At 69.4% G+C, this 15,578-nt stretch carries 15 protein-coding genes and 1 pseudogene; 5 read left to right on the forward strand and 11 right to left on the reverse strand.

What is annotated here, in order from left to right; all coding sequences use genetic code 11:
* Positions 1–553: 553 nt before the first annotated feature.
* From IE157_RS11915 to IE157_RS11925, 3 genes are all read right to left on the reverse strand, one after another.
* Positions 554–2,377 carry an AMP-binding protein gene (locus IE157_RS11915; protein WP_098055343.1) on the reverse strand — a complete coding sequence of 608 codons (1,824 nt, stop codon included), beginning with the start codon at positions 2,375–2,377 and terminating at the stop codon, positions 554–556.
* A 71-nt stretch (positions 2,378–2,448) separates the two neighbouring features.
* Positions 2,449–3,690, reverse strand: a complete 1,242-nt coding sequence (locus IE157_RS11920) for an acyl-CoA dehydrogenase family protein (RefSeq protein ID WP_098055340.1) — start codon at positions 3,688–3,690, stop codon at positions 2,449–2,451.
* A gap of 23 nt (positions 3,691–3,713) precedes the next feature.
* Positions 3,714–5,813, reverse strand: coding sequence for a 3-hydroxyacyl-CoA dehydrogenase NAD-binding domain-containing protein (locus IE157_RS11925; protein WP_193520077.1), 2,100 nt, complete (start codon positions 5,811–5,813; stop codon positions 3,714–3,716).
* Between the two features lie 142 nt (positions 5,814–5,955).
* On the opposite strand from IE157_RS11925, the gene IE157_RS11930 reads away from it, so the two are divergent.
* Complete coding sequence (locus tag IE157_RS11930) at positions 5,956–6,510, forward strand: GNAT family N-acetyltransferase (RefSeq protein WP_193520078.1); 555 nt, start codon at positions 5,956–5,958, stop codon at positions 6,508–6,510.
* Here the strand turns inward: IE157_RS11930 and IE157_RS11935 are convergent.
* The 4 genes from IE157_RS11935 to IE157_RS11950 all read right to left on the reverse strand — a co-directional run bounded on the left by IE157_RS11935 (position 6,474) and on the right by IE157_RS11950 (position 9,482).
* On the reverse strand, positions 6,474–7,346 hold the full coding sequence (locus IE157_RS11935) for a TetR/AcrR family transcriptional regulator (RefSeq protein ID WP_193520079.1): 873 nt from the start codon (positions 7,344–7,346) through the stop codon (positions 6,474–6,476). The genes IE157_RS11930 and IE157_RS11935 overlap by 37 nt on opposite strands.
* A 100-nt stretch (positions 7,347–7,446) precedes the next feature.
* Positions 7,447–8,361, reverse strand: a complete 915-nt coding sequence (locus tag IE157_RS11940) for an SMP-30/gluconolactonase/LRE family protein (protein WP_193520080.1) — start codon at positions 8,359–8,361, stop codon at positions 7,447–7,449.
* Positions 8,358–8,807: an acyl-CoA thioesterase gene (locus IE157_RS11945; protein ID WP_082943306.1), complete on the reverse strand. Its 450-nt coding sequence runs from the start codon at positions 8,805–8,807 to the stop codon at positions 8,358–8,360. Before IE157_RS11945 ends, IE157_RS11940 begins: the two co-directional genes overlap by 4 nt.
* Positions 8,808–8,816: 9 nt before the next feature.
* Positions 8,817–9,482 (reverse strand): AMP-binding protein, encoded by a 666-nt coding sequence (locus IE157_RS11950; protein ID WP_064846389.1) that lies wholly within the window; start codon positions 9,480–9,482, stop codon positions 8,817–8,819.
* Positions 9,483–9,684: 202 nt separating this feature from the next.
* Between IE157_RS11950 and IE157_RS11955 the strand changes: the two genes are divergently transcribed.
* From IE157_RS11955 to IE157_RS13140, 3 genes and pseudogenes are all read left to right on the forward strand, one after another.
* Positions 9,685–10,476, forward strand: coding sequence for an SDR family NAD(P)-dependent oxidoreductase (locus IE157_RS11955; RefSeq protein WP_193520081.1), 792 nt, complete (start codon positions 9,685–9,687; stop codon positions 10,474–10,476).
* Positions 10,477–10,536: 60 nt separating this feature from the next.
* Complete coding sequence (locus IE157_RS11960; RefSeq protein WP_179861298.1) at positions 10,537–10,965, forward strand: hypothetical protein; 429 nt, start codon at positions 10,537–10,539, stop codon at positions 10,963–10,965.
* Positions 10,910–12,418 (forward strand): annotated as a pseudogene (locus tag IE157_RS13140) (serine hydrolase). The gene IE157_RS11960 and the pseudogene IE157_RS13140 overlap by 56 nt, the downstream one beginning before the upstream one ends.
* A 77-nt stretch (positions 12,419–12,495) precedes the next feature.
* Here IE157_RS13140 and IE157_RS11975 read toward each other — a convergent pair.
* Both IE157_RS11975 and IE157_RS11980 read right to left on the reverse strand, forming a co-directional pair.
* Entirely contained in the window at positions 12,496–12,879 is a 384-nt protein-coding gene (locus tag IE157_RS11975) for a YdeI/OmpD-associated family protein (RefSeq protein WP_231885553.1), read from the reverse strand.
* A 128-nt stretch (positions 12,880–13,007) separates the two neighbouring features.
* Positions 13,008–13,892, reverse strand: a complete 885-nt coding sequence (locus IE157_RS11980; protein ID WP_131333671.1) for an SDR family oxidoreductase — start codon at positions 13,890–13,892, stop codon at positions 13,008–13,010.
* A 103-nt stretch (positions 13,893–13,995) separates the two neighbouring features.
* On the opposite strand from IE157_RS11980, the gene IE157_RS11985 reads away from it, so the two are divergent.
* Positions 13,996–14,163, forward strand: a complete 168-nt coding sequence (locus IE157_RS11985) for a hypothetical protein (RefSeq protein ID WP_179861296.1) — start codon at positions 13,996–13,998, stop codon at positions 14,161–14,163.
* Positions 14,164–14,287: 124 nt separating this feature from the next.
* Here IE157_RS11985 and IE157_RS11990 read toward each other — a convergent pair whose 3' ends face one another.
* Positions 14,288–14,899, reverse strand: coding sequence for a MarR family winged helix-turn-helix transcriptional regulator (locus IE157_RS11990; RefSeq protein ID WP_305143015.1), 612 nt, complete (start codon positions 14,897–14,899; stop codon positions 14,288–14,290).
* On the reverse strand, positions 14,896–15,567 hold the full coding sequence (locus IE157_RS11995; RefSeq protein WP_064846393.1) for a CE1759 family FMN reductase: 672 nt from the start codon (positions 15,565–15,567) through the stop codon (positions 14,896–14,898). Before IE157_RS11995 ends, IE157_RS11990 begins: the two co-directional genes overlap by 4 nt.
* Positions 15,568–15,578: the final 11 nt, after the last annotated feature.

A 15,578-nucleotide genomic window follows, 5' to 3' on the forward strand; every position in this document is an offset into this window, starting at 1 on the left:
CAGCGCAGCAGAACCAGGGCAGGATCCCAGCTGACACCCAACACCCCCAGGAAACGGGAAAACACCCAGGGGACTGTCAGGCCATCAACCAAAAACAAAAAAACTTTGGTATCAACAAACTAGACACACTATTGAGTTGACAAACAACAAACCACACCTAAGCTCTTATCCAGAGCCATGAGTTGGAAGTTTTGGCTGCCGTTGATTCGGAACGCTTCTCGCTGTCCTTGCGGCAACTCGACTAGCTTATCCGTTCCCCGTCTTCTTCGCAACTCGGCGTTCGCACGCTGTTGCCGTTCGGAAGTTGGGGGAGGTAGCTCGTCGGCCTGCCGGACCAGCGGTTCGCTGTTCGTCCTTGCGGCGACTTGGAATACATTACACACGCCCGCGGGACTGCGCAAAACGGCCCTGGGGAGGGCCCGCCACCTCCGGGCCGCGTTCGGACGCGGGGTGGTCGCCCCGCCCCGAGCCGGGCATCGACGCGGCGCCCGCAGACAACGGCCGCACAATCACGTGGCCGCGGTCGCGCAGTGGCGTTACCCGGGTGGCTGCCTCAGTCCCGCAGCAGGTTCTTGCGCACCTTGCCCGTGGCCGTGCGCGGCAGCTCGTCACTGAACACGACCGAATCCGGCACCTTGAACCCGCTGAGCTGGTTCCGGACGTGGTCGCGCAGGTCGTCCTCCGTGACCGTGGACCCGTTCACCCGCACCACGTGCGCGACCGGGCGTTCGCCCCACTTCTCGTGAGCTACCCCCACGACGGCGACGTCCGCGACGTCCGGATGGGAGTAGAGGGCCTGCTCCACCTCAATGGACGAGATGTTCTCCCCGCCGGAGATGATGATGTCCTTGGCGCGGTCCCGCAGCTGGATGTAGTTGTTGGGGTGCATGACCCCCAGGTCACCCGTGTGGAACCACCCGCCCTCGAATGCCTTCCGCGTGGCGGGTACGTCCTTGTAGTAGCCGATCATCACGTTGTTGCCCCGCAGCACCACTTCCCCCACGGTTGTACCGTCCGCCGGCACGTCCTCGAGGGAGTCGTCCACCACGCGGGCGGATTCCGCCTGGATCATGGCCACCCCCTGCCGGGACATCTGCTGCGCCCGCTCCCGGGGCGAGAGCTCACGCCACTGTTCCTGGGGTTCGCAAATGGTGATGGGGCCGAAGACCTCGGTGAGCCCGTACACGTGGACGATGTCGAAGCCCGCGCTCTCCAGCCGCTCGATGATGCTCGGCGCGGGCGGGGCCCCGGCGGTCGTGATCCTGATGGTGTGTTCGAGTGGGTGGGCCTCCGGACCGTCCACGATGATCGAGCACACGGCCGGCGCGCCGCACAGGTGGGTGATGCCCTGCTCGTCGAACGCGCGCCAGATCTCGTCCGCGCGCACGGCCCGCAAGCACACGTGCGTGCCGCCCGCGGCGGTCACGGCCCACGTGGTGCACCACCCGTTGCAGTGGAACATGGGCAGGGTCCACAGGTACCGCGTGGCGCCGGTGAACCCATTGTGGAACACCTCCCCGAGGCTGTTCAGGTACGCCCCGCGGTGGCCGTACAGCACCCCCTTGGGGCGCCCCGTGGTGCCGGAGGTGTAGTTCAGGGTGATGGGCGCGTTCTCGTCCGCGACGCCGTAGCCGACGCCGCCCGACGCACCCGGTCCTGCCGGCTGGGCGGGCTCGACGTCGATGAACTCCTCGAACGTGGGCACTCCCGACCCCGCGCCGTCGCGAACGGGGTGCACGCCCGCCTGCGGGTCGTCGATCTGCACGAGCGTCACGTCTGACCCGTCACCGAGGGCCTGTGCGACGGTCTCGAGCACCGAGGTGTCCGCGAGCACCACGCGGGCTTCGCAGTGCTCGAGGATGTAGCTCAGTTCCCGCGCGCTCAGTCGCGGGTTGAGCGGCACCAACACCGCCCCGGCCGCCGGCACGGCGTAGTGCGCCATGAGTGTCGCGGGAAGATTGGGCGCGATCACCGCGACCGTGGGCCACGAGCACTCCAGCAACTCCGCGCCCTGGAACGATTCGTTCCCCTCACCCGAGGCCCCCGCGGATCGCTCGGACCCGGCAGTGTCGCCCGACTCGGCAGTTCCGGGCAAACCGCCCGTGACCGGTGACCCGGCGGACTCACGCGACCCCGCGGACTCGGGCGACCCAGCGGCGTCGTCCGATCCAGCGGACCCCCGGGAAGCAGCGCCCGCCGAGCCGTCGGAACCGGACAGCAGCGGCAACAGCGCCGTGGCGAACCGGCGCACGTCCCGTTCGAACTGCTCGTAGCTCCACACCCGCGAGCCGTGCACGATCGCCGGGCGGTCGGGGAAGACCTCGGCGCTGCGCTCGAGGAAGCGCAACGGGGTCAGCGGCTCGGTGTTCGCGAACATGGTGCTCCTGAACGGTCATGGCCCGTCACGCGCCGGACGGGCGCGAACCGGGCCGTGTGGGCACGAGCGGATCAGTTGTAGGCGGAGAAGCCCGTGATCGACTTGCCGATGATCAGGGCCTGCACCGTCTCGGTCCCCTCGTAGGTGTGCACGGCTTCCACGTCCGCGAAGTGACGTGCAACACGGTTCTCCAACAGGATGCCATTTCCGCCGAGCAGATCGCGAGCGTTGGCCGCGACCTGGCGTGCCGTGCGGGTGGCCGTGTACTTGGCCAGCGAGGCCTGGTGCCCGGTCAGGGTCCCGGCCTCCTCCTTGCGGGTCATCGCCATTACGAGCGTCTGGATGGAGGTGAGCTCGCTCAGCATGCGGGCCAGGCGCTCCTGCACGATCTGCGACGCCGCGAGCGGACGGCCGAACTGCACGCGCTGCGCCGCGTACTGGACCGCGGTCTCGTAACACGCCTGCGCGTGACCCACCGCGGCCCACCCCACGCCGATGCGGGTCGCGAAGAGGACCGAGGCCGTGTCCCGGAAGGAGCGGGCGTTCGGCAGGACGTTCTCGGTGGGGACGAACACGTTCTCCATACGGATCTGGGCCTGGTGGATGGCCCGCAGGGAGAGCTTCCCGCGCATGGTGGTACCCGTGTAGCCCTCGGAGTCCTGGGGCACCACGAAACCGTGGACCGCGCCGTCCTCGTCGCTGCGGGCCCACACCACGGTGATCCCGCCCATGGACCCGTTGCCGATCCACTTCTTCTCACCGTTGAGGACGTGGCCGCCATCCACGGGGGTCGCTCGGGTCTCCAGGCCGATCGAGTCCGAACCGTGGGCCGGCTCGGTGAGCGCGAAGGAACCGAGCAGCTTGCCCGCGGCCATGTCCGGGAGCCACCGGTCCTTCTGCTCGTCGCTGCCGCACATGGCGATCGAGCGCATGGCCAGGCCACCCTGCACACCGGCCACGGTGGACACCGATCCGTCCCCGCGGGCCAGTTCCATGGTCACGAGACCCGCGGCGAGCTTGGACATGTTGTCCATGCCCGGGACCGCCACGCCGTCACGCAGCAGGTCCAGCTCGCCCATCCGGGTCACGAGATCCAGGTTGTACTCGCTCTCGTCCCAGTACCGGGCGATCACGGGCAGGACGTCTTCCTGCACGAAGGACCGGGCGCGCATCCAGTGGGCGCGGTCCTCGTCCGAGACGTCCGTGAAGACCCCCGCCTCGTCCGTTCCCAGGGCCTCGGTGAGCGTGTATTCCGGTTCCAGCGTGCCCGCGGGGAAGTTCTCCGAGGTGGGTGCCGTGTTCTCAGTGGTCATGACTGGTCCTTCGCGATCAGGGGTTACTGCTGGGCGGCGTCGAAACGCCGGCCGCGGACGCGCTCGGCGGCGCCGGTGCGGTCCAGGTAGGGTGTGATGCCGCCCAGGTGGAACGGGTAGTTGGCGCCCAGGATCATGCACAGGTCCACGTCCCGTGCGGAGGCGACCACGCCCTCGTCGAGCATGTGCCCGATCTCGTCCGCGAGCGCGTCCTGGACGCGCGTGAGCAGCTCTCCCCCGGCGCCGTCGTCCGACGACGCCGCAACGCCGCTCTTCTGCCGCGTGCGCTCGAGTGCGTCGTGAGCCTCGGGCGAGAGGTAGGTCTGCGAGGTCTCGCCGCGCGCGGGCAGCGTGTGGGTCAGACCGGCGTCCGCGACGGCGTCGAGCCACGGAGAGAGGGTGAACCGGTCCGGGTAGGCGTCGTTCATGGTGTGCGTGATGTGCACGAGCACGGCCGGGCCCACGAAGTCGAGCAGCTGCAGCGGTGTCATGGGCAGCCCCATGGGGGCGAGGGCGTGGTCCACGGTCTCCGGATCGCCACCGGCGTCCATGGCGCGGCCAATCTCGTCGAACATGCGGGTCAGCACGCGGTTGACCACGAAGCTCGGGGCGTCCTCCACGCGCACCGCGATGCGCCGCAGCTTGGCGGCGAGGTCGAACGCGGTGGCCAGGGTGGAGTCGTCCGTCTGCTGCGCGGAGATGATCTCGAGCAGCGGGGTGACCTCCACCGGGTTGAACACGTGGAAGCCCACGAGCCGCTCGGGGTGCTTGAGGTCCCGGCCCATGGCCGTGACGGACAGGGACGAGGTGTTAGTCGCGAGGATCGCGTCCTCGCGGATCACGGGCTCCCACTGCGCGAAGACCTGCCGCTTCACCTCGAGCTCCTCGAAGACGGCCTCGATCACGAAGTCCGCGTCCGCGAGGTCCTGCGGGCTCTCGGCCCCCGAGATCAGGGAACCGAGCTGCTCCGCCTGCTCCGCGCTCATGCGACCCTTCTCGGCCTGGGCCGTGAAGCGGTCGCGGGTGCGCTGCACGCCTGTGGCGAGGCGCTCGTCGTCGAGGTCGGTCATCACCACGGGGACCCGGGCGCCCTGGGCGAGGAGGGACGCGAGCTGACCCGCCATGAGTCCCGCGCCGATCACCGCCGCCTTCTTGATCGGGCGCACGGCAGCGTCCGGGACGTTCGCGGCCTGTTTGCTGCGGGCGCTCACGAGTTCGAACGCGTACAGGGACGCGCGGGCGGCGTCGGACTGCACGATCGAACTGAAGAGCTGGACCGCGGCGGCACCGTTGGCCTGGCGGGTGTCCGTGCGCGCACGGCCCACGAGGTCGATCGCGGCCACCGGGCCGGGAGCGGCACCGTGCCACGCGGCGTGGGCCTTGGCGGCGGCCTTGTCCACGGCGGCCTGCCAGGTCTGTTCGTCGTCGTCGGCGCGGCGCGGTTCGTGCTTGCCCTCGAGGGCCTCCACGACCCAGCGCTGCCACGCCGTCTCCCACTCGTCCGTGCCGGGGGCGGCATCCAGGACGGCGTCCACGAGACCGATCTCCGCGGCCTTGGCGGGCTTGAGGTTCCGCCCGCGCATGGAGTCCGTGACGATGATGTTCAGTGCCGCCTCAGCGCCTACCAGGTGCGGCAGCAGGTAGACGCCACCCCAGCCCGGAAAGAAGCCCAGCCGGCACTCGGGCAGACCCATGGGTGCCTTGCCGGACGTGGCCAAGCGGTAGTCGGTGTGCAGCGCGATTTCCAGACCGCCGCCGAGGGCCACCCCCGTGATGAGCGAGAACGTGGGAACGGGCATCTCCGCCAGGACGCCGAAGGCCTCGTGCCCGGAGCCGACGTAGTCCTCCGAACCCCCGTCGAACTGTGCGGCGCGGATCTCCTTGAGATTGGCGCCTGCACCGAACGACTTCTCGTTGCCCGTGACCACCACGGCCTCGACCTGCGAGGTGTCAATGGCCGAGAGCTCCCGGCGCAACTCGCGCATGGCCTCCGAACCCCAGATCACGAGCCCGTTGGGCTCCGTGGACCCCAGGGACACCAGGGCGATCGGTCGTTCCCGCCCGGGCAGGACGGGACGGGTCACGTCGATGGTCACGGTGGACGGGAAGGTCTGTTCGCTCACGCTTGGCTCCTGTGTCTGGGCGAAAGGTGGTGTGGCCCACAGTATCGCGAGAACAGTCTGACGTGAGACTGCGTCTCACGTCAAGACATTCAGTGTCACCCGGCCCCCGGATGCCCGGTACGTCCTGGATAGGCTGACCCCGATGACTCTCCAGCTGCCGCTGTACTCGGACCGCTTGCGCTTCCGCTGGCCCACCGATGCGGACATCGAACCCATGCACTCCTACCAGTCCCGCGAGGACTACGCCATGCATGCATGGCGGGAACCCCGCGACATGGACCACGTGATCAGGACGGTCGAGGCCAATCGCGAACCCGGGTCCTGGTCCTCCGACGGTGACAGCCTGCGGGTCGCGATCTCCCCTCACGACTCCGACGAGCTCGTGGGCGAGATCGTGCTGACCCTCGTGGACGCGGAGGCCGCGCAGGTGGAGATCGGCTGGGCGTTGCACCCGGACCACACGGGCAAGGGGTACGCCGCGGAGGCCGCGCGCACCGCCGTCGACGCCGCGTTCGAGCACCTCGGCGCGCACCGCGTCTTCGCGCGCCTGGACAGTCTCAACGTGGCGTCCGCGAAGGTCTGCGAGCGCGTGGGCATGCGCCAGGAGGCGACCCTGCGGGAAAGCCACTACCAGTTGGGCGAGTGGCGCGACGAACTCGTCTACGCGGTGCTCGTGTCTGAGCGACGCGCGGACTGATCCGCCGCGGGGACACGCACCTCGCCGGAAGGTCGCGCCCCGGCGAACCCGCCGCCCTCGGAGGCGTCCTGCTCCCCACCGGGCCGGGCATCCCGCGCGAGCTGCGTGCCGCCCGGGGCCAGGGCCTCGTACACCGAGCGCGCCGTCCGCTCGGCGACGTCCCGCGCGTCGACCCCCTCGGGGACGATGACGACCACGGGCGCCGGGCCCGCACCGTCGTCCGCGGAGCGAAGTTGCTGAACCGGGCGCCCGGGAACGAACGAGAGCCCGAAAAGGGTGCACAACCACGCGATGCGCCGATTGAGTCCCGCGGCCAGCCGCTCGCCGTCCGCGGCCTGGGGATCGTGCAACCACGTGCGCAGGTAGGCGTTGTGCACGGCGACGATGGCGGAGGCCAACGAGATCGCCGTGACCCGCCGGTCGGGGCCGTCTGGCAGGACGCGGCGCAGGAACTCCCGGAACACCCGCTCGTACCGGTGGGACGTGGCGAGCTCCCGGTCCCGCAACGCCTCGACCCGCTGCAGCAGTCGGTGTCGTGCGAGCGCACGGTCCGCGTGGTCCAGGTTGTACCGGAACACGAGCTGCACGCCCTCACTCACCCCCGCCTGGGCGGTGAGGTGCGGGCGGTTGAGCAACTGCTCCAGCCGCTCCAGGTTGGACGCGTGATCCGCGAACACGATGTCCTCCTTGGACCCGTACTTGCGGAAGAACGTGGCGCGACTGACCCCCGTGGCGTGCGCGAGCTGGTCCACGGTGGTGGCGTCGTAACCCTGCGCGGCCAACAGGCGGATGGCTGTGGTGACGGCGTCGCCGCTCACCCCAGGTGCGGTACTCATCTGGCCTCCTGCGGTGATGGTAACCGTGCGGCGAGGCCGCCGCGGTGCGGCGACCACGTCCGCGGGCCGCGCCGGTCCGGGAGCCGGCCCGCCGACGCGCTCAGCCCCCGAAGGGCTGCGTGACCTGGCCCGGGACGGACACGCGCACCGCGTAGAGGGAACCGGCGGTGGGCTGGACGTCGTCCGGGAGGTCCTCGCGCGACGTCGTGATGTAGAGCGTCCGCAGATCCTCACCACCCAGCGTGCACGCGGTGGTCTGCTTGGCGCCCACGGTGACGACGCTGTCCAGGGTCCCGTCCGGGAGGTAGCGGTGGACCTGCCCCGCGCCGTTGAGGGCAACCCACACCGCGCCCTCGGAGTCCACGGTCAACCCGTCCGGGCTCACCGAGACGCGGCCCGGTTCGTAACTCTCCTCCGGGTCCGTGGCGGCCGCGGCGGCGTGGTCGTCCAGGACGGGCGCGACGAACGTGCGGCGGTTCTGCAGGCCGGCCTCGGGGCTCCAGTCGAAGACCGAGACCTCGTGGGTGGGGGTGTCGTTGTAGTACGCGAGGTTGCCGTCCGGGGACCACGCGATCCCGTTGGAGATGCTCACGTTCTCGAGGACGGGCTGCCACGACAGATCCGGCGCGACCCGGTACAGCGTGGCCGCGCCCTCGGTCTGCTCGTACGCCATGGACCCCACGTAGAAGGAGCCGTCGGGGGCCACACCGCCCTCGTTCATGCGGATCTCGGGGTCCCCCCACATGGGGATCTCCCGCTCCACTGCGCCCGTGGGATCGGTCAGGACCACTCCCCGTTCCACCGCAATGATCTGCCCACCCGAACGGCGCGGACGCACACACGCGGCCACGGCGTCCACGTGCTGGCGGCGCGGCTGGTCGGCCGGGGTGAACGTCATGACGTCCCCGGCGAGCATGTCCACCCAGGCCAGCCCGTTCCATTCCTTGCTCCAGCACGGCCCCTCACCGTGGTACATCCACGACGGGGTGATCCTCTGGGCGGTGAGCTGCTTCACGACTGCGACCTCCTGGGGCTGTTGTGGGCGGGGAGCGACATGCTGGGAATCCTGTCGCGGTCGTACGTGATCTGCGTGTACCCGTGCGGGGCGGGCTTGCCGTCCTCCCCGAGGTTCACGAACACGATCTTGTCGATGCTCAGGATCAACTCGCGGGTGATCATGTTGCGCACCTGCGCCCGCATGGTCAACGAGGTGCGTCCGAACGTAGTGGCAGTGAGGCCCATCTCGATGATGTCCCCCTGCACCGCGGAGGAGACGAACTCGATCTCGGACATGTACTTGGTGACCGCCCGCTGATTACCCAATTGCACGATCGCGTAGATCGCCGCTTCCTCGTCGATCCAGCGCAGCAGCGATCCCCCGAACAGGGTGCCGTTGGCGTTGAGGTCTTCCGGCTTGACCCATTTGCGGGTGCGGAACGAGATGTCACCGTGGTGCTGCATGCCCCCAGCCTAGGGGACCGCCTGGACACCGGGCAGCGAACGGCCCAGCTGGCGGGGACCAGGAACGTGGTGTCCACCCCGTAGTGCTCGATGTCCGCGAGCACTTGCGAGGGCACGAATGTCCTGCGCACCAGGGTCGTGTTGCCCCGCACAAGCGCGCGCACGGTGAACGAGTTCAATGCACCGATGTGGAACAGCAGCGCCGTCGCCCCCCGAAGCCTCCCCGCCCCGCGAACCGTCCGGGATCCAGGGCACGGCGGGGTCCGTGTCCATGACGACGCTGCCGCCCTCGTAACCCTCCGCGAGCGGCAGCGCCGCCTCCAGGACGGGGACGTGACCGGGCTCCACGATGGTCACCGCGGGGGTCGATCGAGTGTGCAGGCCCGCGACCTCGCGCGGGGCGAGTCGGAAGTTCAGGGGCTCGAAAACCACGCCGAGCCACCACGCGGCGAACATGGTGCGCAGGAAGACCTCGGAGTTCAACCCCAGTGAGGCGACCCGGTCCCCGGCGCCCACCCCGGAACGCGCGAACGCGCCCGCGAGACGCCGCACGCTCTCGGTGAAGTGGGCGTAGTCCACCGTCTCGTCCTCGTAGATCACCGCGGGGTGCTCGGGGCTGTAGCGCGCCTGGTAGAGCAGACCTCGCACGGGGTTGATGTTCACGGGGTGGCTCATGGCGGCTCCTGACATGGGCACGGACACCCCGCAAGTCCCCTGAGTGATATGCGTCACCCTAGCAAGCGGTCACGGCGTTGTGGTCACTGCATCGGTGATGCACACTGGTCCAACCGTCACGTGTCAGCGGCATCCGTCATGGGCCCCGGCTTCGCGATCCTCACCCGTTCGCGCGGCGCTCCCGGTGTGGAAGGAAATCCTCATGTCCGATCAACGCCCCCTTGCCATGGTCACCGGTGGTTCCTCCGGCATCGGGTTCGAACTGGCCAAGCAGTTCGCCCGGCACGGCTACGACGTCGCTCTGTCCGGTTCGAGTGACCGCGTCCATGAGGCGGCCAGGAGCATCGAGGAGCTCGGCGCACAGGCCTACCCGTTCCAGGCGAACGCCGCCACCTACGACGGTGTCGAGGACTTCTGGAACTTCGTGGCCGAGCTGGGTCGTCCCCTGGATGCCGCGGCCCTGAACGTCGGTATCGGACTGGGCGGAGCGTTCATGGACACCGACCTCCAGGACGAGTTCCGGCTCATCGACATCAACGTCAAGGGCACGGTGCACATGGCCAAGCGCGTCGTGCAGCACATGGTCCCCAACGGCCACGGGCGCATCCTCATCGTGTCCTCCACCTCCGCCACGACGCCCACTCCCTACGAGACCGTCTACGGCCCCTCCAAGGCATTCGGTTTCTCCTTCGCGGAATCATTGCGCGAAGAGTTGCGTGACACCGGCGTGACGGTCACGGCGCTCTTACCCGGTGCCACGGACAGCGACTTCCACTCCAACGCCGGCATGGACAACACGGCGCTCGGGCCGGGCGCCACCAAGAACGACAAGGTCCTCGTGGCCCAGCAGGGCTTCGAAGCATTGCTCAATGACGTGGACGAGGTCGTGGGCGGCGATGAGCAGACGAAACAGACCCGCGAGGACAACCGCACCACCCCCGAGCCGGTGAAGGCGCACCGGCAGGCGGAACTGACCCGCCCGCGCGGCGACTGAGAGCGGGACGCAAGCCGGTGATGATGGTGCGCCGGTGCGTTCGTCCGTCATGATGCGTGCATGACCGAAACCTCCACGGCCTCCACCGCGCAGACACCCGACCCCGGGCCAGAGTTCCAGCGCAAAGTGCTGACCGTGCTGGCGCTGGGCCAGATCCTGGGTGGGCTGGGAACGGGTGCGACCCTCGCGTTGGGTGCCCTGCTCGTCACGGAGGTCTCCGGGAGCAGTGCGGTGTCCGGGTTGGCGGCCACCATGAACACCCTGGGTGCCGCCATTCTGGCCATCCCCCTGGCGCGGTTGGCGCAACGTCGTGGTCGGCGGATCTCCCTGACCACCGGCGCCCTCGTGGCGGTCGCAGGGGCGGGCGCTGGGGCTGCCCCAGTTCACCGGCGGGTTCGTGATCGCACTGTGTGCCCAGGTGCTGGGGGCCATCGTGTACTTCATCGGATTGCGCCCGGACCCGCTCAAGGTCGCCCTGTCCCGCGGTGAATCGGTGGCCTCCACACCCAGCCCGGCCGGCGGGTTTACCCTGTTGCGCACCGTCCCCGCGGCTCGGCGCGCGGTGCTCGTGGTGGCCCTGTCCCACGCGGTGATGGTGGGTCTCATGTCCATGACGCCCGTGCACCTCACGACCCACGGGGCCACGCTGTCCGTGGTGGGGCTGACCATCTCCCTGCACGTGGCGGGGATGTATGCCCTTTCCCCCGTCTTCGGCTGGCTCGCGGACAAACTCGGTCGCGCCGCCACGGCGCTCGCCACCCCGGCGTTCACGACCGGTGCCGCGGCAGCGCCGTCGAAGACCGCGTTCAACACCGCCGGGATCGACGCCGCCCTGGCCAACCTCGTGCGCGACGGCGCCGTGGGCATGACCACCTCGGTCGTGGGCCCGGGCGGGACCTATCTGAGCGCCGCCGGCAAGCGGCACCTGCAGAAGGACAGCGCCCGGCCCCAGGACCGCGCACGGATCGCCTCGATCACCAAGGCGATGATCGCGGTGCTCGTGATGCAGCGCATCGAGGCGGGGCAATGAACTCTGCGCACGACCATCGACCAGGTCACCCCGGGGCTCTACCCGGGCCACGGCGGCGTGACCGTGGCGCAACTGATGAACCACACCTCGGGCATGCCGGACGGGATCTACTCCTTGCTCCCGGACCGGGAGTGGTACACGTGGACCGTGCAGGACCTGGAGGCCGCGGTGGTCCCGTACCACCCCGAGCAGGAACTTGTGGAACTCAGCCGCAGGCTGCCGTGGGAGTTCGAGCCCGGGACCGGCTGGTCCTACTCCAACGTCGGGTACGTGGGGCTGTCCATGATGCTCGAGGCCGCCACGGGGTCGCGCATCCAGGACGTCGTGCGGGACCGGGTGTTCAAGCCCGCCAAGATGCAGCAGTCACGGCTCGAGGAGTCCACGCTGGTCCGAGGCCGCTACCTCCTGCTGTACGGCAAGTTCCAGGCCGGGCTGGCGCCGCTGCCCCTGGTCAACCCGTCCATCTTCTCCGGCGCGGGCGGGGTGTACGCGACCGCGGAGGACATCACCGACTTCACCGGCGCCCTCATGACCGGACGGTTGCTGCGCAAGGACCTCGTGGACGCCATGGTCACTCCCGTGGGCGCGGCTCAGCAGGCGCGCTACGGCTACGGCCTCTACCTCATCAACGGTCCCTGCCGCACCGCGGCGGGCACCCCCGAGGTGCTCATCGGTCACGACGGCGCCGGCTTCGGCACCCGTGCGGTGTCCTTCACCACGCGGGACGCCTCCCGACGGATGGCCCTGGCCTACACGGGCCGCTCCTACGTGGAGGAGGGTCCGGACCCGGATGCGGCCATGAACGCCGCGCTCATCGCGGGCTTCCGTGCCACGTGCCCGGCGAGCGCCCCGACCACACCGGCTTCCGGCAAGGGGCCGGCCTCCGGTGGCGCGGGCTCGCTGCGGTTGTAGTGCCGAGCAGGCCGTAGTACCGCGCCGACCGTTGTACCACGTCGGCCGTGGTTTCACGCCAGGGGGTGCATCGGGTCTCAGCGACCGGTGCGCTCCCGATGTTTGCACCCGGGCCAGCAGCACGGGCGGCGCTTGCCCTCGTGCATTTCCTCCTCGGTGCGCCGGATCCGCCGCTGCCGGGTCTCCGGCTTCTGGGCATCCTCCACCCAGCACACGAACTCGTTGCGCCCGAGCGGAGTGAGTCCGCGCCACAGCTCGGCGGTCACGGGGTCCAGCGCGAGCGCTTCGGCGACGTCCGCGGGCAACTCGTGGACGACGCCGCCGGGGAGCCCGGACTGGGTGTTCGCGCCATCGATCGTGGCCAGGTTCTCGGCGGTCTCCGCGCCGTTCTCGTTCTGCGCGTCCGTCACGTTCGTCGCGTTCTCCGCGGACGACGCCGCAGTCCGGGTCGTGTTGGTCATGGTTCTCTTCCTGCGCTGTCACCTGTCGCCGTGGATCCCCGGCAAGCAGCAGCGTGCCACGCGACGGACCGAAGACGTCCATTACTCGATTCATGAATATCCGGGGCGAAGCCCCGCCCCCACCGGGCTCACGCCAGGTAGAACCCACCGTCCGAAGTGAGGACCTGGCCGACGATCCATGCGCCGTCGTCCGTGGCGAGCCAGCCGATGAGGTTCGCGGGATCGCTCGGCGCGCCGAAGCGGCCGAACGGGGTGCCGTCGATCAACTCCTGGATCTGACCGAGTGGACGGTCCGTGGCATCGGGGGACAGGTACCCGGTGTCCACCGGTCCGGGGTTCACGGTGTTGAGCACGATGCCGAGTTCGAGCAGCTCCGCGGCCACGGTAGCGGTGACCCCGGCGAGCGCGGCTTTGCTCGTGGCGTACGCGACCTCGCCGCGCATGGGCCCGTGCCCCTGTCCCGAGGTCATCCAGAAAACCCGCCCCGTCGGTGCGGTGAACCTCCGCTCGCGGTCGCCCCGGATGCGTTCTCCCGGCCGCGCCGGAGCGGTCGGGGCGTCGGCCTTGAGGAGCGCGAACGCCCGGGTCAGCAGCAGCGTGGAGCGGGTGTTGGTCTGCCAGAACGCGTCCAGCGCCTCGGGGGTCATGTCCAGGATGGAGCCGTCCCCACCGCTCCTGGCGTGGTTGCACACGAGGATGTCCAGCGACCCGGTGAGCTCGCTCGCGGCATCGATGAGCGGTCGGATCCGTCCGGGGTCCCGCAGATCCGCGCTCATCTCCCCCAGCCGCGCACCCCCGGTGAGTTCGGCCCGCAATGCGTTCACGACGTCGCTCAGATCGTCCGCGCCCCATGGCTGGTCCTCGTCGTGCGGGCCGTAGTGGTGGATGAATACACTCGCGCCCAGCCGCGCGAAGGTGCGGGCAACGGCGAAGCCGATGCCGCGGCGTCGTGACACCCCGGTGACCAGCGCCGTTCGACCGCGCAGGGGCAGGGTTCCGGGTGAAGCCGTCATGAATCCAGTCTGCCAGCGCCGCTTATTGAGACCGGATCGATGGATTGTCTCAATAAGACTCCTACTGAGACAATCAGGATCAGCAGTTCCATCAAGGAGCACCATGGCCACCTCCAACTGGCCCGCGATCGGCCACGAGAGCCACCGCTGGGTCCACCGCGATCCCATGGCATCCCATCGCGCGCGGATCCGGAACACGGGGGACTTTGCCGCCACGGTGGTCCCCCGGATCTTCGTCGAACGGGCCGGGCGCAGGACGTTCGGCTCCTGACCCCGGAACGGCGTGATGCCGCCCCACTGCATAACAGGATCAACTCCTGCACAGCGGGGCGGCATCCTTCATGGGCGACTTCGGGATCACGGCCGCCACCAGGGCGATCCCGAGGTGGCCGGGACTAACCCAGCAGCCCACCCACCCGGCGCATGAGGTCGGCCAGTCGAGCGGCGTCGTCGTCCTGGAGTGCGGGGAAGAAGAGCTCCTGGACGTCCCGCGCATGGGCGGGGCGCAGTTCGCGGAAGGCGCGCAGGCCCTCGGCTGTGAGCACCGCCTCGAAGCCGCGGCCGTCGCACTCCACGCGGCGGCGTACCACCCAGCCGCGCTTGCCCAGCACACCGATCTGGTAGCTCAACCGCGACGGCGAGAAGATCAGGCGGTGCGCCAGCTCACCCATGCGCATCCGGTGCTCGGGCGCGCTGTAGAGCAGCAGGAGCAACTGGTAGTCCATGAGCGAGCAACCGTGCTGCTTGAGCCGCTCCTCGATCCGGGCGGTGAGCAGCGCGGTGGTCTCGAAGTAGACCTGCCACGCGTCCCAGTCCTGCCGGGACGCGTCCGAGATACCCGCACGCGCCGCATCATCGAGAGATTCCGCGCCACCGATGCATGCCGCGCCGGTGGTGTCCGCGCCGTCTGAACCCGTCACGGGCTCGGACGGCGCGGTCTCGGCGTGCGCGGACCCGGACGGCGCAGCCTTGGACAAAGCAACGGCGCTGGTGGCCGTGTCGCTCACGATCCCACCGAGGCCAGCAGGCTCGCGAAGTCGGGGACGTCACTGAACTCGTCCTTGACCTCGCGGCGCAGACCCGGCCGAGCGGCGTCGCCATGGGAGGCGCCGTCCGTGGAACCGGCACTGCCCCGCGAACCCGCGAGCAGCATGGCGCCGAGCGAGGCGCCCACGCGATCGATCCGGCGCTGCAGGTCGTTGTGACCCCAGTCCTCGGACGCCGCGTAGATGCCCAGGGGCAGCACGAGGGCCTTGAGGTAGCTCAGCAGCGGCCGCATGGCGGTGTCCAGCACGAGCGAGTGCCGCGGGGACCCGCCCGTAGCGGCGACCACGGTGGGCAGGTTCTCGAGCGCGGACTCGTCGATCACGTCGAAGAACTGCTTGAACAGCCCCGAGTAGGACGCCTTGTACGTGGGCGACGCGGCGATCAGGCCGTCCGAGGTGAGCACGGTGTCGATCGCGTCCTGCACGGCGCGCGAGGCCACATGGGTGATCATCATGTCGGTCAGCCCGTGGGCCAGATCTCGCAGCTGGATCACCTTGATGTGCACGTGCTGCCCGGCGTTCTCGACCGTGGTGCTCGCGGCCTGGGCGATCGCCTCGCCCAGGCGCGTGGTCGTGGAGTCCTCCGACAGTCCCGCGGTCACCACCGCGAGGGTCAACCGATCGGTCATGGTGTCCTTCT

The sequence above is a fragment of the Kocuria marina genome, from assembly GCA_014652975.1.
Lineage (GTDB): Bacteria > Actinomycetota > Actinomycetes > Actinomycetales > Micrococcaceae > Kocuria > Kocuria marina.